At 32.7% G+C, this 18486-nt stretch carries 22 protein-coding genes; 14 read left to right on the top strand and 8 right to left on the bottom strand.

What is annotated here, in order from left to right; genetic code table 11:
- Window positions 1-2 precede the first annotated feature (2 nt).
- The 13 genes from secY (at window position 3) to OD803_RS08880 (ending at window position 11739) form a co-directional block, all read left to right on the top strand.
- Window positions 3-1361 (top strand): preprotein translocase subunit SecY, encoded by a 1359-nt coding sequence (gene secY / locus OD803_RS08940; RefSeq protein ID WP_131508153.1) that lies wholly within the window; start codon window positions 3-5, stop codon window positions 1359-1361.
- 11 nt (window positions 1362-1372) lie between these two features.
- Window positions 1373-1588 (top strand): translation initiation factor IF-1, encoded by a 216-nt coding sequence (gene infA, locus OD803_RS08935; RefSeq protein ID WP_007094967.1) that lies wholly within the window; start codon window positions 1373-1375, stop codon window positions 1586-1588.
- A 4-nt stretch (window positions 1589-1592) separates the two neighbouring features.
- On the top strand, window positions 1593-1709 hold the full coding sequence (gene ykgO, locus OD803_RS08930) for a type B 50S ribosomal protein L36 (protein ID WP_008269159.1): 117 nt from the start codon (window positions 1593-1595) through the stop codon (window positions 1707-1709).
- Between the two features lie 2 nt (window positions 1710-1711).
- The gene (gene rpsM, locus OD803_RS08925; protein WP_129761423.1) at window positions 1712-2086 is read left to right on the top strand and encodes a 30S ribosomal protein S13; all 375 of its coding nucleotides are present in this window, start codon (window positions 1712-1714) and stop codon (window positions 2084-2086) included.
- Between the two features lie 105 nt (window positions 2087-2191).
- Window positions 2192-2575, top strand: coding sequence for a 30S ribosomal protein S11 (gene rpsK, locus OD803_RS08920; protein WP_129761422.1), 384 nt, complete (start codon window positions 2192-2194; stop codon window positions 2573-2575).
- Window positions 2576-2746: 171 nt separating this feature from the next.
- A complete protein-coding gene (gene rpsD, locus OD803_RS08915; protein WP_262733171.1) occupies window positions 2747-3352 on the top strand; it encodes a 30S ribosomal protein S4 in 606 nt (201 codons plus the stop codon).
- A gap of 95 nt (window positions 3353-3447) precedes the next feature.
- Window positions 3448-4440 carry a DNA-directed RNA polymerase subunit alpha gene (locus OD803_RS08910; RefSeq protein WP_129761420.1) on the top strand — a complete coding sequence of 331 codons (993 nt, stop codon included), beginning with the start codon at window positions 3448-3450 and terminating at the stop codon, window positions 4438-4440.
- A gap of 63 nt (window positions 4441-4503) precedes the next feature.
- On the top strand, window positions 4504-4977 hold the full coding sequence (gene rplQ / locus OD803_RS08905; RefSeq protein ID WP_262733170.1) for a 50S ribosomal protein L17: 474 nt from the start codon (window positions 4504-4506) through the stop codon (window positions 4975-4977).
- A gap of 85 nt (window positions 4978-5062) precedes the next feature.
- Window positions 5063-6166: a glutamine-hydrolyzing carbamoyl-phosphate synthase small subunit gene (carA, locus tag OD803_RS08900; protein WP_262733169.1), complete on the top strand. Its 1104-nt coding sequence runs from the start codon at window positions 5063-5065 to the stop codon at window positions 6164-6166.
- A gap of 155 nt (window positions 6167-6321) precedes the next feature.
- Entirely contained in the window at window positions 6322-7611 is a 1290-nt protein-coding gene (gene eno / locus OD803_RS08895) for a phosphopyruvate hydratase (RefSeq protein WP_129761417.1), read from the top strand.
- Window positions 7612-7751: 140 nt separating this feature from the next.
- The gene (locus OD803_RS08890; RefSeq protein WP_262733168.1) at window positions 7752-9296 is read left to right on the top strand and encodes a glycogen synthase; all 1545 of its coding nucleotides are present in this window, start codon (window positions 7752-7754) and stop codon (window positions 9294-9296) included.
- Window positions 9297-9469: 173 nt separating this feature from the next.
- Complete coding sequence (locus tag OD803_RS08885; protein WP_129761415.1) at window positions 9470-10756, top strand: citrate synthase; 1287 nt, start codon at window positions 9470-9472, stop codon at window positions 10754-10756.
- Window positions 10757-10824: 68 nt separating this feature from the next.
- A complete protein-coding gene (locus tag OD803_RS08880) occupies window positions 10825-11739 on the top strand; it encodes a dimethylarginine dimethylaminohydrolase family protein (RefSeq protein ID WP_262733167.1) in 915 nt (304 codons plus the stop codon).
- 1 nt (window position 11740) lies between these two features.
- Here the strand turns inward: OD803_RS08880 and OD803_RS08875 are convergent, their stop codons facing one another.
- The 6 genes from OD803_RS08875 to rsfS form a co-directional block, all read right to left on the bottom strand.
- The gene (locus OD803_RS08875; RefSeq protein ID WP_129761413.1) at window positions 11741-12007 is read right to left on the bottom strand and encodes an acyl-CoA-binding protein; all 267 of its coding nucleotides are present in this window, start codon (window positions 12005-12007) and stop codon (window positions 11741-11743) included.
- Window position 12008: 1 nt separating this feature from the next.
- The gene (locus OD803_RS08870) at window positions 12009-12659 is read right to left on the bottom strand and encodes a phosphatidylserine decarboxylase family protein (protein ID WP_131508164.1); all 651 of its coding nucleotides are present in this window, start codon (window positions 12657-12659) and stop codon (window positions 12009-12011) included.
- Window positions 12649-13470 (bottom strand): phosphatidate cytidylyltransferase, encoded by an 822-nt coding sequence (locus OD803_RS08865; protein ID WP_134199517.1) that lies wholly within the window; start codon window positions 13468-13470, stop codon window positions 12649-12651. The genes OD803_RS08870 and OD803_RS08865 overlap by 11 nt, the downstream gene beginning before the upstream one ends.
- Window positions 13471-14079 carry an LUD domain-containing protein gene (locus tag OD803_RS08860; RefSeq protein ID WP_129761410.1) on the bottom strand — a complete coding sequence of 203 codons (609 nt, stop codon included), beginning with the start codon at window positions 14077-14079 and terminating at the stop codon, window positions 13471-13473.
- Between the two features lie 113 nt (window positions 14080-14192).
- Window positions 14193-16121 carry an ATP-dependent zinc metalloprotease FtsH gene (ftsH, locus tag OD803_RS08855; protein WP_131508168.1) on the bottom strand — a complete coding sequence of 643 codons (1929 nt, stop codon included), beginning with the start codon at window positions 16119-16121 and terminating at the stop codon, window positions 14193-14195.
- Between the two features lie 10 nt (window positions 16122-16131).
- Entirely contained in the window at window positions 16132-16503 is a 372-nt protein-coding gene (gene rsfS / locus OD803_RS08850) for a ribosome silencing factor (RefSeq protein WP_134199521.1), read from the bottom strand.
- Window positions 16504-16599: 96 nt separating this feature from the next.
- Here rsfS and OD803_RS08845 point away from each other — a divergent pair, with 96 nt between their 5' ends.
- A complete protein-coding gene (locus OD803_RS08845) occupies window positions 16600-17331 on the top strand; it encodes a biotin--[acetyl-CoA-carboxylase] ligase (RefSeq protein ID WP_262733166.1) in 732 nt (243 codons plus the stop codon).
- On the opposite strand, the gene OD803_RS08840 is transcribed toward OD803_RS08845, so the two are convergent.
- Window positions 17328-17723 carry an SRPBCC family protein gene (locus OD803_RS08840; protein WP_129761406.1) on the bottom strand — a complete coding sequence of 132 codons (396 nt, stop codon included), beginning with the start codon at window positions 17721-17723 and terminating at the stop codon, window positions 17328-17330. The genes OD803_RS08845 and OD803_RS08840 overlap by 4 nt on opposite strands.
- A 27-nt stretch (window positions 17724-17750) precedes the next feature.
- On the bottom strand, window positions 17751-18395 hold the full coding sequence (gene pyrE / locus OD803_RS08835) for an orotate phosphoribosyltransferase (protein WP_262733165.1): 645 nt from the start codon (window positions 18393-18395) through the stop codon (window positions 17751-17753).
- Between the last annotated feature and the right edge of the window lie 91 nt (window positions 18396-18486).

Below are 18486 nucleotides of genomic sequence, written 5' to 3'. Positions count from 1 at the left end.
GTATGAAATTTATAGACACTATAAAAAATGTTTGGAAAATAACGGAACTAAAAGACCGAATCATGTTAACACTTGGTTTGCTTTTAGTTTACCGTTTTGGTGCACAAATAGTGCTTCCAGGTATTGACTTTACTAAATTATCAGGATTACAAGGAGATGCTGCCGAAGGTGGATTAATTTGGTTAATCAATGCGTTTACTGGTGGAGGTTTTTCTAACGCATCAGTATTTGCCCTAGGTATTATGCCTTATATCTCTGCTTCTATTGTAGTGCAGTTAATGGGAATAGCAATTCCTTATTTACAAAAACTTCAAAAAGAAGGAGCAAGTGGTCAAAAGAAAATCACTCAAATAACCCGTTGGTTAACAATAGGTATCTGTTTGGTTCAAGCACCAGGATATTTAGCAAGCTTACCATCATTAACAGGAGTTAACTCAACAAGTGCACTTTTAGTTAATGGTTTTTCTCCAACTACATTTATGATTTCTTCAGTAATAATATTAGTTACTGGATGTATTTTTGCAATGTGGTTAGGTGAAAAAATTACTGATAAAGGTATTGGTAATGGTATTTCATTATTAATTATGGTAGGTATTATAGCTACTTTACCACAATCATTTTTACAAGAGTATGCTGCTAGAGTAACACAATCTAATGGAGGTTTAATTATGATTTTAATTGAGCTTGTTATTTGGTTGTTAATTATACTAGGTTCAGTAATGCTAGTTATGGCAGTACGTAAAATCGCAGTGCAATATGCAAGACGTACAGCTACAGGTGGATACGAAAAAAATGCATTTGGCTCTAGACAGTTTTTACCATTAAAGTTAAACGCTTCAGGAGTTATGCCAATCATCTTTGCTCAAGCTATCATGTTTGTGCCAAGTTTAATTGGTAAATCATTTGGATCAGGAGAAGTAGGTACATGGATGCAAACACAGTTTTCTGATATTTTCGGATTTTGGTACAACCTAGTATTTGCACTCTTAATTATAGTGTTTACATATTTTTATACAGCTATTACAGTACCAACAAACAAAATGGCTGACGACTTAAAACGAAGCGGTGGTTTTATTCCAGGTATTAGACCAGGAACTGAAACTTCTGAGTATTTAGATAAAATAATGTCTCAAATAACTTTACCAGGATCATTATTCTTAGCATTAATAGCTGTGTTCCCAGCAATTATTGTAAAGCTTATGGATGTACAAGCTGGTTGGGCATTGTTTTTTGGAGGAACGTCATTATTGATTATGGTAGGAGTTGCAATTGATACCATGCAACAAGTAAATTCTTACTTGTTGAATAAACACTATGATGGCTTGATGAAAACAGGTAAAAATAGAAAAGCAGTAGCTTAAAACTATATACTATGGCAAAACAAGCAGCAATAGAACAAGACGGAACAATCATAGAAGCATTATCTAATGCGATGTTTCGTGTTGAATTAGAAAATGGTCATATTGTGACTGCACATATATCTGGTAAAATGCGTATGCATTATATTAAGTTGTTACCAGGAGACAAAGTAAAATTAGAAATGAGTCCTTACGATTTAACAAAGGCTCGTATAACCTATAGATACTAATACGATGAAAGTAAGAGCATCAGTTAAAAAAAGAAGCGCTGATTGTAAATTAGTGCGTAGAAAAGGTAGACTTTACGTAATTAACAAAAAGAATCCTAGATTCAAACAAAGACAAGGATAATTATGGCAAGAATTGCAGGTGTAGACATACCAAAACAGAAAAGAGGAGTAATCTCTTTAACTTATATCTACGGAGTAGGTAAAAGTAGAGCAAAAGAAATTTTGGCAACGGCTAAAGTTGATGAAAGCACAAAAGTACAAGATTGGACAGATGATCAAATTGGAGCAATCCGTGACGCTGTTGGAACTTATACTATCGAAGGTGAATTGCGTTCTGAAACTCAATTAAACATTAAGCGATTAATGGATATTGGATGTTACAGAGGTATTCGTCACAGATCTGGGCTTCCATTAAGAGGTCAACGTACAAAGAACAACTCTAGAACTAGAAAAGGTAGAAGAAAAACCGTTGCTAACAAGAAGAAAGCAACTAAATAATAACAAGACAGTAGTCATTAGTAATTAGACGTTAGATGAATCTGTTCGAAATCGAAAGGTTTAGGATTCTAACAACTAAAAGCTAACAACTAGAAACTAAAAAATATGGCAAAGTCAAGTACTAAAAAACGTAAAGTAATAGTAGATGCAATTGGAGAAGCGCACATTGCTGCATCTTTCAATAACATCATTATCTCTTTAACAAACAAAAAAGGTGACGTAATTTCATGGTCATCTGCAGGTAAAATGGGATTCAGAGGTTCCAAAAAGAACACTCCTTATGCTGCACAATTAGCTGCTGAAGATGCTGCAGGAGTAGCAAAAGAAGCTGGATTAAAGAAAGTGAAAGTGTTTGTTAAAGGTCCTGGAAATGGTAGAGAATCTGCAATTAGATCTATTCACAACTCTGGTATTGAAGTATCAGAAATCGTAGATGTTACTCCATTACCACATAATGGATGTCGTCCACCAAAACGTAGAAGAGTTTAATTTATATTTTTGAAGAATTAATATCAACTGTTTTTTATAGTTGATATTAATTTTTTATATGTAAATTTGCAAACTGAAAAATTTTAAACAAGTATCAACGAGAGATTCACGTTTATCGAAGGATAAGATTAAGACCTTAATTCATAAACACTCTCATAATTTAATTTAAAAATGGCAAGATATACTGGTCCTAAAACTAAAATAGCTCGTAAATTTGGTGAAGCTATTTTTGGAGATGATAAAGCTTTTGAAAAAAGAAATTATCCTCCAGGTCAACATGGTGCAAACAAGCGTCGTGGAAAAAAATCTGAATACGCTATCCAATTAATGGAGAAGCAAAAAGCTAAATACACTTATGGTATTTTAGAAAAGCAATTCAGAAACATGTTCAAAAAAGCAACTGCTGCTCCAGGAATTACTGGTGAGGTGTTGTTACAACTTTGTGAGTCTCGTTTAGACAACGTAGTTTACAGAATGGGAATGTCTCCTTCACGTAGTGGAGCTAGACAATTAGTATCTCACAGACACATTACTGTTAACGGAAATATCGTAAACATTCCTTCTTACCAATTAAAAGCAGGAGATGTTGTAGCAGTAAGAGAAAAATCAAAATCTTTAGAAGCAATCCAAAATTCATTAACAAACTCTAGTCATGTTTATGAGTGGATTACATGGAATAACGACACTAAACAAGGAACATTTGTATCTGTTCCTGCAAGAGTTCAAATTCCTGAGAACATCAACGAGCAATTCATCGTCGAATTATATTCTAAATAATAAATTAAACATATTGGTATTTAGCCAAAGGATTTATTAGACGTCTTCAAGCTTTTAAATCGCGCAACTAAATAACAATTAAAACGAAGAACACTATGGCAATATTAAATTTTCAAAAGCCTGACAAAGTAATCATGATCGATTCTACTGATTTTGAAGGCAAATTCGAATTCAGACCACTAGAACCAGGTTATGGACTAACAGTAGGAAACGCTTTAAGAAGAGTTTTATTATCTTCTTTAGAAGGTTTCGCAATCACATCTGTAAGAATAGAAGGTGTAGATCACGAGTTTTCTACAATTGCAGGTGTAGTTGAAGATGTAACAGAAATGATTTTGAACTTAAAGCAAGTAAACTTTAAGCGTCAAATAGATGAAATCGATAATGAGTCTGTTTCAATCTCAATTTCTGGTCAAGAGCAAATAACAGCTGGAGATTTCCAAAAGTTTATTTCAGGTTTCCAAGTACTAAACAAAGACTTAGTGATTTGTAACTTAGATCCTAAAGTAAGCATCAATATGGAAATCACTATTGAAAAAGGTAGAGGATATGTTCCTGCTGAAGAAAACAAAAAAGCTTCTGCACCTATTGGAACTATCTTTACTGACTCAATATATACGCCAATAAAAAACGTGAAGTACAGTATAGAAAACTTCCGTGTTGAGCAAAAAACCGATTACGAAAAATTAGTTTTTGAAATCATCACAGACGGTTCTATTCATCCTAAAGATGCTTTAACTGAAGCGGCTAAGATATTAATTCACCACTTCATGTTATTCTCTGATGAGCGTATAACTCTTGAGGCTGACGAAATTGCTCAAACTGAAACTTATGATGAAGAATCACTTCACATGAGACAGTTATTAAAAACTAAATTAGTTGATATGGATCTTTCTGTACGTGCCTTAAACTGTTTAAAAGCAGCAGAGGTTGATACATTAGGAGATTTAGTATCATTCAACAAAAATGATTTAATGAAGTTCCGTAACTTCGGTAAAAAATCTTTAACAGAGCTAGAAGAATTAGTAAATGTTAAAGGTCTTAACTTCGGAATGGACTTAAGCAAATATAAATTAGATAAAGATTAATCATATTTTGCTCTCCTTAGATTTACTCTTTGGATTTGGTAGCAAGATGATAAAACAAAAGTCATGAGACACGGAAAGAAATTTAATCATTTAGGTAGAAAAACTGCCCACAGAAAAGCAATGTTAGCTAATATGGCATGTTCTTTAATAGAGCACAAGCGTATTAACACTACAGTAGCTAAAGCTAAAGCGTTAAAACAATTTGTTGAGCCTTTAGTAACAAAATCTAAAGAAGATACTACTCACAACAGACGTATTGTGTTTTCTAAATTAAGACAAAAAGAAGCTGTGGCAGAATTATTTAGAGATGTTGCTGCTAAGGTAGGTGATCGTCCAGGAGGATACACAAGAATTATTAAACTTGGTAACCGTCTTGGTGATAACGCTGATATGGCAATGATAGAATTAGTTGACTACAACGAAATCTACAATGCTGATAAGCCTAAGAAAAAATCTACTCGTAGAAGTAGAAGAGGTGGTAGCAAAGCAGCTGCAGCTCCTGTTGCAGAAACTAAGGCAACTAACGAAGAAGAATAAATGTTAATAAGCATTTGAAATATTAAAGGATAAACATTTTAGTTTATCCTTTTTTTTATGCAATTTTGCGAAACTTTTAGAATCTATGAAGTATAATAAAAGAGAAAAAGCACTAATATTACTAGCAGACGGAACCATATTCTATGGAAAATCAATAGGGAAAAAAGGTACTGCATTTGGAGAGGTTTGCTTTAACACTGGTACTACAGGCTACCAAGAAATATTTACCGATCCATCTTATTTCGGACAATTAATGGTGACTACCAATGCGCACATTGGTAATTATGGAACACTTTCTGAAGAAGTGGAGTCTAATTCCATTAAAATATCAGGTCTAATTTGTAAAAATTTCAGTTTTAACTATTCAAGACCTGCAGCTGATGATTCACTCGAAAATTTCTTTGAGAAGCATAATGTATTGGCTATATCTGATGTAGATACAAGAGCTCTTGTAAGCTATATTAGAGATAATGGAGCTATGAATGCTGTAATTTCTACTGAGGTTGATAATATTGAAGACCTTAAAAAACAACTAGCAGATGTACCAAATATGAATGGTTTAGAGTTGGCTTCTAAAGTATCTACCAAAGAACCATATTATTTTGGCAACGAAAATGCTACGTATAAAATAGCAGCTTTAGATATTGGAATTAAAACTAATATCCTTAGAAATTTAGCTAAAAGAGATGCCTATATTAAGGTGTTTCCTTACAATTCGACTTTTGAAGAGTTAGAAGCATTTAAACCAGATGGCTACTTCTTATCTAATGGACCAGGAGATCCTGAGCCATTGTTTGAAGCACAAAATTTGGCTAAAGAAATCATTAAACGTAACCTTCCGCTATTTGGTATTTGTTTAGGACACCAAGTAATCGCGTTAGCAAACGGAATTTCTACTTATAAAATGCACCATGGACATAGAGGTATTAATCATCCTGTAAAGAACCTTATTACAGGTAAAGGAGAGATTACGTCGCAAAATCATGGTTTTGCTATCAATAGAGAAGAAACTGAAAATCATCCAGATATTGAGATTACTCATTTGCATTTAAATGATGATACTGTAGCAGGTATTAAAATGAAGAGTAAAAACTGTTTTTCAGTTCAATATCATCCAGAAGCAAGTCCTGGACCTCACGATTCGTCGTATCTATTTGACCAATTTATAGAAAACATTAAAAATAAATAATGAACAAACCTCAAAGAAAATCGATTTTCATTGAGGTTTTTTATTTACGAAAACATTTTAGTAAAATTAAAATGTAATAATGAATTGGTAAATACCTTTTAGATTAACAATTTTGTAAATTTGACATACAATTAAACAACATTAAATAGAAATATATGAGCATTATAATTAATATTCATGCAAGACAAATTTTAGATTCACGTGGTAATCCAACTGTAGAGGTTGATGTTACTACAGAAAATGGAGTTGTAGGTAGAGCTGCAGTACCATCAGGAGCGTCAACAGGAGAACATGAAGCAGTTGAACTTAGAGATGGTGGAAATGCCTATATGGGAAAAGGAGTTACAAAAGCTGTAGAAAACGTCAATACTATAATTGCTCAAGAGTTGTTAGGTGTTTCAGTGTTTGAACAAAATGCTATCGATCAATTAATGATTGAATTAGATGGTACATCAAATAAATCAAAATTAGGAGCTAATGCTATTTTAGGAGTGTCTTTAGCTGCTGCTAAAGCCGCTGCAAACGAGTTAGGAATGCCTTTATACAGATATGTTGGAGGTGTTTCAGCAAACACGTTACCAGTACCAATGATGAATATCATTAATGGAGGTTCTCATAGTGATGCGCCAATTGCATTTCAAGAGTTTATGGTAATGCCTGTAAAAGCAAAAAACTTTACTCATGCTATGCAAATGGGTACAGAAATTTTCCACAACCTTAAAAAAGTATTACACGATAGAGGTCTTAGTACTGCAGTAGGTGATGAAGGAGGTTTTGCTCCAACATTAGATGGTACTGAGGATGCACTTGATACAATTGCAAAAGCTGTTGAAAAAGCAGGTTATAAATTAGGTGATGAAGTAATGATTGCTTTAGATTGTGCTTCGGCCGAATTTTATGTAGATGGAAAATATGACTATACTAAGTTTGAAGGAGACAAAGGTCAAGTAAGAACTAGTCAAGAGCAAGCAGACTACTTAGCTGAATTAGCTGCTAAATATCCTATTATTTCTATTGAAGATGGAATGGATGAAAACGATTGGGAAGGTTGGAAATACTTAACCGAAAAAGTTGGAGATAAAGTACAACTAGTAGGTGACGATTTATTTGTAACCAATGTAGAGCGTTTATCAAGAGGTATTGAAAATGGTATTGCTAACTCAATATTAATTAAAGTAAACCAAATTGGTACTTTAACCGAGACTATTGCAGCTGTTAATATGGCTCATAATGCAGGTTATACGTCAGTGATGTCTCATCGTTCTGGTGAAACTGAAGATAATACTATTGCTGATTTAGCAGTAGCATTAAACACTGGTCAAATTAAAACAGGTTCTGCATCTCGTAGTGATAGAATGGCAAAGTACAATCAGTTATTAAGAATCGAAGAAGAATTAAGTAACGTTGCTTACTATCCTCAAGAAAAGGCTTTTAAAGTAAAGTAATATTTAAAATATGGTATTAAAAAGGCTTCTGTTTAATTACAGAAGCCTTTTTTACTTTTAACAACTAATTAATGTGTATTAGTTTTTTAAGTAAATTTATTTTAAGTAATTTATACTTCATTATTAAAACTCAGTACTTAATGTCAAATTTCCTTTTTGTTTCTGCTGAAAACGATGCCATCAAAAAATGTAAAGCTGGTGGTATGGGAGATGTTGTTAGAGACGTTCCTAGGCAAATAGCAGCTTTAGGTGATAGAGTTAGTGTTGTAACACCTGCTTATGGACGATTGCACATAGGGCAAAAAAAGATTAAAGAGGTTGAGTTTTCTTATAGAGGAGAAACAGCCAAAGCAATTATCTATCAAGTAGCTCCAAAGAAAGAAATTGAAAATATTACACATTATGTTATTCATCATCCTGATATAAAGTCAGGTAATATTGCCCATATTTATTTTAATGACCCAGAACAACCATTTTATACTGATGCTTGTATGTTCTCCTTATTCTGTAGTGCAGTAGCAGAGAGTATAACACAAAATAGTTTTGGGAAATTAGATGTTGTACACTTACACGATTGGCATACTAGTTTATTGTTGTTTTTAAAAGAATATCATCCTTCTTATAAAGTATTGCAAAATATAAGGTTTGTATATTCAATTCATAATTTGGCTATTCAAGGTATTAGACCATTTAAAGATAATTACTCTTCGTTACATGCTTTTTATCCTGAGTTAGATATAGATTATGAGAATTTAAAAGATCCAAGATATCAAGATTGTATAAACCTTATGGCTGTAGGAATTAAACTTGCTGATGTTGTGCACACAGTGTCTCCTTCCTATAAAGAAGATATAATGAAGTCTAGCAATTTTCCAGATTTTATAGGTGGAGAAGGTTTAGAAAACTATTTAAAAGAAGCTAATAAAGAAAAACGCCTAGTAGGAATTTTAAACGGTTGTAATTATCAAAACATAAACTTAGTGCAACATGGAGCATTTTATGTTAATGCTATTCAAGCGATTTTTGAGTGGTTGCAAGAACCTGAAAAAGAATATAAAGCTGATTTTTTAATTCATACAGGAGAAAAAATTGTAAGACTCATAAAAGAACCAGCAAAATTTGTTTGTGCTAGTGTTGCGAGATTAACTGAGCAGAAGTTTTTCTTTTTTAAAAATTCACCTGAATTATTAAAATCAATTTTAGAAAAACTAAAAGCAGTAAATGGTATTTATGTAGTACTTGGAACTGGAGCACCAGAGTACGAGCAATTATTGCAAAACATAAGCTATGAATATGACAACTTTGTGTTTTTTAATGGACAGTCCGAAGAGGTTATTGATTCGATTTATACCGAATCTAATCTATACTTAATGCCTAGTCTTTTTGAACCATGTGGAATCAGTCAAATGTTAGCAATGCGAAATGCTCAACCATGTCTAGTACACCATACAGGTGGATTGAAAGATACTGTTGAACATTTAAAAACAGGGTTTTCATTCAACGGAAAAACAATTGATGAAAAGAATGCTAACTTTTTATCGGTATTTTCTCAAGCATTAAAAATCTTTTTTGAAGACAAAAGTCAGTGGGATACTATTTGCCTCAATGCTAAATCACAAAAGTTTACTTGGCAATCTTCAGTAAAAGAATATTACAAGAAATTGTATAAAATAAATGTCAAATAATGCTGTAGTTTATGTGCGCTTGTATTTTCAATTATGAGTTACATCCAAGCATCAATTTTCGTAATATCACAATAGATAAATCCTTTATGGAGAAGCTTTAAAAATCCTAAGATATTTCGTATTTTCGTACAATCTTTTTAACAATAAAACTTTAAAAAAATATAAACATAAAAATGTCAGATAAAGCTACATTAGAAATTAACGGTCAAAAACATGAATTTCCTTTAATTACAGGAACCGAAAATGAGGTTGCAATAGATATTAAGGCCTTAAGAAGTGTAACAGGAGGCGTTACTACAATTGATCCAGGTTATAAAAATACAGGATCTTGTGTAAGTGCCATTACATTTCTTGATGGAGAAAAAGGAATATTGAGGTATAGAGGATATTCAATTGAAGAACTAGCTGAAAAAGCAGATTTCCTTGAAGTAGCTTATCTTTTGATTTTTGGAGAATTGCCAACACAAGAGCAATTAGATAAATTTCACTCCGACATAAAAAAGCATTCTGTTGTTGATGACGATATAAAGAAAATTTTAGATGCTTTCCCTAAGTCAGCGCATCCAATGGGAGTTTTGTCTTCACTTACAAGTGCATTGACAGCATTTAATCCTTCGTCAGTAAATGTAGATTCTGAAGAAGAAATGTACAATGCTATTGTTAGAATTTTAGGTAAGTTCCCAATCTTAGTAGCGTGGACAATGCGTAAGAAAATGGGATTACCATTAGATTACGGAAGCTCGTCATTAGGCTATGTTGAGAACATTTTACAGATGATGTTCAAAAGACCAGATGAAAACTATGAGCAAAACCCAATTTTAGTAAATGCTTTAGACAAGCTTTTAATTTTACATGCTGATCATGAGCAAAACTGTTCAACTTCTACAGTAAGAATTGTAGGTTCTTCACATGCAGGTTTATTTGCTTCTTTATCTGCAGGTATTTCTGCACTTTGGGGACCTTTACATGGTGGAGCAAACCAAGCAGTTTTAGAAATGCTTGAAGCTATCAAAGAAGATGGAGGAGATACTAAAAAATATATGGGTAAAGCAAAAGACAAAGAAGATCCTTTCCGTTTAATGGGATTCGGACATCGTGTATACAAGAACTTTGACCCAAGAGCTAGAATAATCAAAAAAGCAGCCGATGACGTTTTAGGTGATTTAGGTGTTGAAGATCCTATTTTAGATATTGCTAAAGGATTAGAAAAAGAAGCTTTAGAAGATGATTACTTCGTAAAAAGAAAACTATATCCTAACGTAGATTTCTACTCAGGAATTATTTATAGATCAATGAATATTCCTGTTGAAATGTTTACAGTAATGTTTGCGCTAGGGCGTTTACCTGGTTGGATTGCTCAATGGAGAGAAATGCGCTTAAATAAAGAGCCAATAGGTCGTCCAAGGCAAGTATATACAGGTGAAACATTAAGATCGTTTAAAGGAATTAACGAGCGTTAAGCTTAGGCTTATTACATCATATAAGCTTCATTATTTATTTTAATGAAGCTTTTTTTATAATTTATATTATGCTGAAATTGAATGTTAAAAATGAAACCTCTCGTCTTAGAGCAGTGGTTTTAGGAACAGCTAAAAGTAATGGTCCAACTCCTAAAATAGAGGACGCATACGACCCAAAATCTCTTGAGCACATAAAAGCAGGGACATATCCCTTAGAAGCCGATATGGTTAATGAAATGGAAGCAGTAGCTAAAGTTTTTGAAAAGTATGATGTAAAAGTGTACAGACCTAATATTATTGAGGACTGTAATCAAATTTTTGCAAGAGATATAGCTTTCGTAATTGATGATGTGTTTGTAAAAGCCAATATATTACCAGATCGAGAAGAAGAGCTTGAAGCCATTCAATATGTTATTGATCAAATTGACCCTAAAAAAGTAATTAGACCTCCTGAAGAAGCTCATATTGAAGGAGGAGATGTGATTGTATGGAATGACCATATCTTTATTGGAACTTACCGAGGAGCTGATTATTCTGATTATATTGTGGCTCGTACAAACCAATTAGGTGTAGATTACATTACTGAAAAATTTCCGCATAAAACCATAAAAAGTTTCGACCTTAGAAAATCTCAAGTAAACCCTAGAGACAATGCTTTACATTTAGATTGCTGCTTTCAGCCAATAGGAACAAATAAAGCAATCTTACATAAAGAAGGGTTTTTAGTTGAAGAAGAGTATGAGTGGTTGCTTAATTTCTTTGGAGAAGAAAATTGTTTTGTCATTACAAAAGACGAAATGTATGATATGAACAGTAATGTGTTTTCAATTTCAGAAGATGTGATTATCTCAGAAAAAAACTTTACAAGATTAAATACTTGGTTAAGAAAAAATGGATTTACTGTTGAAGAAGTGCCTTATGCAGAAATAGCTAAACAAGAAGGTTTACTACGTTGCTCTACAATGCCTTTGATAAGGGATTAACTTATTTTCGGTATAAAAAATAATTGTTTACCAAATCAATATAAATACGTTTAGCTTCATCTGGCGAAACATCTTTAACTTGAAATAATGCATTTGTTTTAAACGCGTTAATTATAGGCTTTCGGCTACTTGGTCTGCCATAGTTGTTTGTAGCCTTTTTGTAGTAAGCATAAAGGCGAAGTAAAAAATCAGCCGGAAAAGGTTCGGTATGATTGTTTATACGCTCTACAGCGTCTCTAAACTCTATGTCTAGTTCTTCAGGTGTCATTTTAAATTTCAGCAATAATACTTTCGCCTCCTTTTACAACTTGGTTCAAGGTTACTTTAACGTCTGCATCTAAAGGTAAAAATAAATCTACTCTCGACCCAAATTTTATAAACCCAGCATCAGCACCTTGTATTGCTTTGTCATCAACCTTAGCATAGTTAACAATACGTTTTGCTAGTGCTCCAGCAATTTGTCTATATAGTATTTTTCCAAACGAGTTGTTTTCCACAACAATAGTCGTGCGCTCGTTTTCTTCACTGGCTTTTGGATGCCATGCAACTAAATATTTCCCAGGATGGTATTTGCTGTACAATACATTTCCACTTATAGGATAACGTGTAACATGAACGTTAATTGGCGACATAAAAACAGATACCTGTATGCGCTTGTCGTTAAAATATTCTTTTTCAAAAACTTCTTCAATAACTACAACCTTACCATCAACAGGCGAAACGGCTTGTTTTTCATTTAAAATGGTGTTTCGTTTAGGGTTTCTAAAAAATTGAAGAATTAAAACCAAGAACACTACAAAAAGTAGCATTAGTGAAGTTCTTAGCCAAGGTAGTTGTATAAAATAATCAATGAGCAAAACAGCTCCAACTACTATAACTAGTGAAATAAATATAATTTTATGGCCTTCTTTATGAAACATAAGTTACTATTCTTAAAAATAAATAAATAAAAGGAGCAGCAAATATTATACTATCTAGTCTGTCTAATAAGCCACCATGACCAGGCATGATTACACCACTATCCTTTACTTTAGCTTGTCGTTTAAATTTAGATTCTATCAAATCTCCAAGTGTACCAAAAACACTAACAATAATTGCTAAAATTAACCAATAAGTAGAATCTAACGTATTTGTAAATTTAGCAATAAAATAACTAGCAACACACGAAAAAAACAAACCACCTAAAAATCCTTCAACTGTTTTTTTAGGCGAAATACTAGGAAATAGCTTTTGTTTTCCAAAGTTTTTTCCAACCAAGTACGCAAATGTGTCATTGATCCATATTAGAATAAAAGTACCTAAAAGCAACAATGGTGTAAACTCATGCTTAAAGTTTGCTATTAAAATTAAAAACACAAACGCACTACTTAAATAAAAAGTAGTGATTAGATATCTTTTAGAGCTGAAAAGCGGTATGGTTTTCTCAGAAAATAAATCTTTAATTAAAAACAACTGAACAAAAATTGTAATTACATGAAGTATTTGAATAGCCTCATCAAAACCATGTGTAGTGGTTATAATAGTTGACCAATATCCAAACACAAAATATAAAATCGTGAAGATTATAAACGGATAAAAATCTTTTAAGTTGATAAGTTTTTTAAACTCAGCTAGACAAATAATACCAAACACAAAAAATAATGCAGCCAATGCATGTTGCCAATACAGTGACAAGATTAGTAATGTGATGTATATTGCTCCGGATAATGCTCTGGTAACGGCTTCTTTCATCTATAGGTCTTCTAGAAGAAGCAAATATAGGTTTTTTGAGCTACTTCCATAAGTTAGAAAATCTTTATCCTCAACAGTTTTAAAATGCTTTATCGTAGTAATGTTAGTTGGGATTTTTTCTCTGTTTTTACCTTTAATACCTCTAAGTCCTTCACCTATATTTTCAACAAACTGACTTGTTGTTGCATATATTATAAAATTGGTAGGCAGCTCTTTTAGTTTTTTCTCAGCAATTTGATTTGAAGAAATTAATAGCGAACCATCATCTGAAATAAGGTATTCACAAGTGGATAAAAAATACGTGCTTTCTGAAACTTTTTTAGTTGGATTTAAATGAAAATCTTTAAATAATTCAGAAAGTCTATCATCAAAGAGTAAAGCGTTTTTGTCTTCCCATTCATTTTCACTAAGAATTTGCGATAAATTATCCTTGACTTCGTTTAAATTTTCGCAATACAAAAACTTTCCGCCATTGGCTTTAAAATTTATGGTAAATCTCTCGTCAGCGGGCAATTTAATTTCAGGCATATATTTGCCTCTCTCTTCGCTTTTTATGTTATCTTCTTCACTATCAGATTTTAGACCGAAGATTTTACGAAATAGACTCATGTATGGGTTGCTATTACCTAGGTTTTAATTTGCGTATTATTTCAAATATAAAAAAACTTAAATTAACACGTGATTAATTTAAGCTTTTTATAATAATATTATGTTTTTGGCTTTTATTCTTCTTCGTCTTTTCCAAAAGGACGCTTACCAAAAATCTTCTCTAAATTATCTTTAAAAATAACTTCTTTTTCCAATAAAACTTCTGCAAGTTCAGTAAGTTTATCTTTATTTTCTTCAAGAAGTGCTACAGCTCTTTGGTACTGTGTTTCGATAATATTAGAAATTTCTTTATCAATCAACTCAGCAGTTTCTTCGCTATAAGGCTTTGTGAACCCATACTCAGACTGACCTGAAGAGTCGTAGTAGGTTAAGTTTCCTACTTTATCACTCAATCCATAGATTGTAACCATGGCACGAGCTTGTTTGGTTACTTTTTCTAAGTCACTTAAAGCACCAGTTGATATTTTATTGAAAATAACTTTTTCAGCAGCTCTACCACCTAATGCAGCACACATCTCGTCTAACATTTGCTCTGGTCTAACAATTAAGCGTTCTTCTGGTAAATACCAAGCAGCTCCTAACGATTGTCCACGAGGAACAATAGTTACTTTTACTAATGGAGCAGCGTGCTCTAGCATCCAGCTTACAGTTGCGTGTCCAGCTTCGTGGAAAGCAATGGCACGTTTTTCTTCTGGTGTAATAATTTTGTTCTTCTTCTCTAATCCACCAACAATTCTATCAACAGCATCAAGGAAATCTTGTTTTGTTACTGCTTTTTTACCTTGTCTAGCAGCAATAAGTGCAGCTTCATTACATACATTGGCAATATCAGCACCAGAGAAACCAGGTGTTTGTTTTGAAAGAAAATCGATATCTAAATCCTCTGCTTTTTTGATAGGTCTTAGGTGAACTTCAAAAATCTCTTTACGCTCTCTTACATCTGGTAAGTCAACAAAAATTTGACGATCAAAACGTCCAGCACGCATAAGAGCTTTATCTAATACGTCGGCTCTGTTTGTAGCAGCCAATACAATAACATTGGTATTAGTGCCAAAACCATCCATTTCAGTTAATAACTGGTTTAAGGTATTTTCACGTTCGTCATTAGATCCTGAAAAATTATTTTTTCCTCTAGCTCTACCAATCGCATCAATTTCGTCAATAAATATAATTGAAGGCGATTTTTCTTTTGCTTGTTTAAATAAATCTCGTACTCTCGATGCTCCAACACCTACAAACATTTCTACAAAGTCAGAACCAGATAGTGAAAAGAAAGGTACTTGTGCTTCACCAGCAACAGCTTTTGCTAATAAGGTTTTTCCTGTTCCAGGTTGTCCTACCAGTAAAGCTCCTTTAGGTATTTTTCCACCAAGTGAAGTGTATTTTTCAGGGTTTTTAAGGAAGTCTACAATTTCTTGAACCTCTTCTTTTGCACCTTCTAAACCTGCTACATCTTTGAATGAAGTTTTAATGTCAGTCTTTTCATCAAAAAGTTTTGCTTTAGATTTTCCGATGTTGAAAATTTGTCCTCCAGCGCCTCCACCAGCACCTGATGACATACGTCTCATTATAAAAATCCAAACACCTATGATTAGGATAAACGGTAATAAGGAGATTAAAAAGTTACCCCAAAGATTTTCTTCGGTTTTATACTTTAGCTCAGTATTTAAGTTGTTATCCTCAAGGGTTTTGTTGATGTCTTTTTCAAAGTTTTGCAAATCACCAAACTCAAACGAATAGTTTGGAGCAGGAGTCATTGCAGGGAAAATACTACTAGGTTTAGTCTTTTTATGTATTTCTTTATTTTGTGCTTCTTCGGTAAGATAAACTTTTGCTTCTCTTCGGTTTATGATTTCAATTTTTGAAACATCACCATTTTTTAAATATTCTAAAAATTGAGAAGGGGTTGTGGTCGCCACATTTTGCGATCCAAATCCACCTGAAAATAACTGAAAAGCGATAATAGCAAAAATTGCTATTCCATAAATCCAATATGGATTAAGCTTTGGTTTCTTATTTGTATTTTTATTTTCGTTTGCCATTAATTCTTTTTTAGTAACTAGTTTCTATAACAGTTGTTTTTGCATCTCCCCAAAGACTTTCAATGTCGTAATACTGTCTAATGTGTTTTTGAAAAACATGTACAACAATATTAACATAATCTATCAAAACCCATTCAGCATTTTCAACACCTTCAACATGCCAAGGACTGTCTTTAAGTTCTTTGCTAACCTTTTTTTGAATTGAATTTACTATGGCGTTTACTTGCGTATTTGAAGTACCTTCGCAAACAATAAAATAATCACAAACTGTGTTTTCAATTTCTCTTAAATCAAGGATTGTTATTTCTTTCCCTTTTACATCTTCAATACCAGCTAATATGGTAGTTATTAATTGGTCGACATTACTATTTTTTTTCGCCATTAAATTGATTTAGTTTTGTGCAAAGTTATTATTTTTTTAGTTCTTTTGAACTTTAATTCTTCTTAAGAAAATTATAAATTAACATTTGCTGCTTTTATGCATATAATCAAACTTAATGCCATTGACTCAACTAATACTTATTTAAGACAATTAAGTGCTAGTAAGGCTATTGAGGATTTTACGGTTGTTGTTGCTAAACATCAAACAAAAGGCAGAGGGCAAATGGGAACCCAATGGAACGTTCAAGATGCTAAAAATCTTACTATGAGCGTGTTTAAAGACATTACAGGTGTTGATGTAGAACGTAATTTTTATATTAGTATAGCTGTGTCTTCAGCGGTTTTTGAAGCTTTAAAAAGCCTTAACGTTGAAAAACTAAGCATTAAATGGCCTAACGACATTTTGTCAGAAAATAAAAAAATAGCTGGAATTTTAATTGAAAATGTCATAAAGCAAAATAGATTACAAGCTTCTATTATAGGCATTGGGATTAACGTTAACCAAACAGAATTTGAAAATTTACCTAAAGCTTCGTCTTTACAATTAATGTCTGGACGCTTTTTTGAATTGGATGAGATAATGATTACTGTATTACAGAAGCTTGAATATTTTTTCGAATTACTACAGAAGAAGAACTTTTCTACACTTAAAGCTCAGTATGAAGAGCATCTTTTTAGAAAAAATAAACCTTCCACATTTAAAGATATGGAAGGTAATATGTTTTCAGGTTATATAAAAGGTGTGTCAAATTCTGGTAATCTTCAAGTGTTGCTTGAAGATGAAATCATTAAAGAATTTGATTTAAAAGAAATAACTCTGTTGTACTAAACAGCAGTAGTCATGTTTGTTGCTAGAGTTTCAATAAACTTACTAATTGGGCCTTTAATCATCATAGCCATCATAGCATTAAACTCGCCTTCAAAAGTTAATTGGACTTCACTGGTATTAGCATCTACTTCAGTGATGTTTCCAGTAAGTGAAAAGTCTAGTTTTCCACCAGCAGCACCAAGTACAATTTTATTAGGAGGTGTAGCTTCTTTTTTCTTAAGCACTATTTCAGGCATTCCTTTTAGAGCGAACAAAAATTTGTCGTTTTCTAAAACTTCAAATTTGCTGATGTTTTCAGGCATTAAAGCTTCAAAATTTTTCACATCAGATAAAAAATCAAAAGTCTCTTGAGCTGATTTGTTAAGGGTTACCTTTGGCGATTCTAAATTCATGTATATAAGTTTTTTTCTAAAGGTGTATCAATTAGCGTTCCATTCGCTTGGGTTAGCGTTCCATTGTGCCAAAAGGTCCTGTTGTTTTTTAGTGATATAGTTAGTTTCTAGTGCTTGATCCAACAAGCTTTCATAGTTACTTAAAGTATGTAAAGTAAGGTCTTCAGCTTCAAAACTTTCTTTAGAAACATTGAAACCGTAAGTGAAAATAGCAATCATTCCTTTTACATTGGCACCAGCTTCTTTAAGAGCAGCTACAGCATTTAAACTACTTTTTCCTGTGCTTATTAAGTCTTCAACAACTACCACATTTTGTCCATGTTCTAGATGACCTTCAATTTGGTTTTTGCGACCATGCGATTTTGCTTCAGGTCTTACATAAACAAACGGAAGTCCTAAATACTCAGCAACTAAAATCCCAATACCAATAGCTCCTGTAGCAACACCAGCAATAACATCAGGCTTGCCATATTGTTTTTCAATTTGCTTAGCCATGGTTTCTCTAATGTAGTTGCGAATTTGCGGATAAGATAACACAATTCTGTTATCACAATATATTGGCGATTTCCAGCCAGAAGCCCAAGTAAAAGGCTCTTCAGGGCTAAGTTTTATCGCATTTACTTGCAATAAAACTTCAGCAGTTTTTTTAGCGGTATGTTTGTTAAAAATCATAGCGCAAAACTACACAATTTTGTTAAATTTAAATTTCAAAACTTAAAATAAAATTAATTTTTGAAAATGGTAATATGTGCTTAAAAGTTAT

The sequence above is a fragment of the Gaetbulibacter sp. NE genome (genome assembly GCF_025548475.1).
In the GTDB taxonomy this organism is placed as follows: Bacteria; Bacteroidota; Bacteroidia; order Flavobacteriales; family Flavobacteriaceae; genus Gaetbulibacter_B; species Gaetbulibacter_B jejuensis.
The sequence above is the reverse complement of the archived record's forward strand: the minus strand, read 5'-3'. Positions and strand labels throughout refer to the sequence as shown.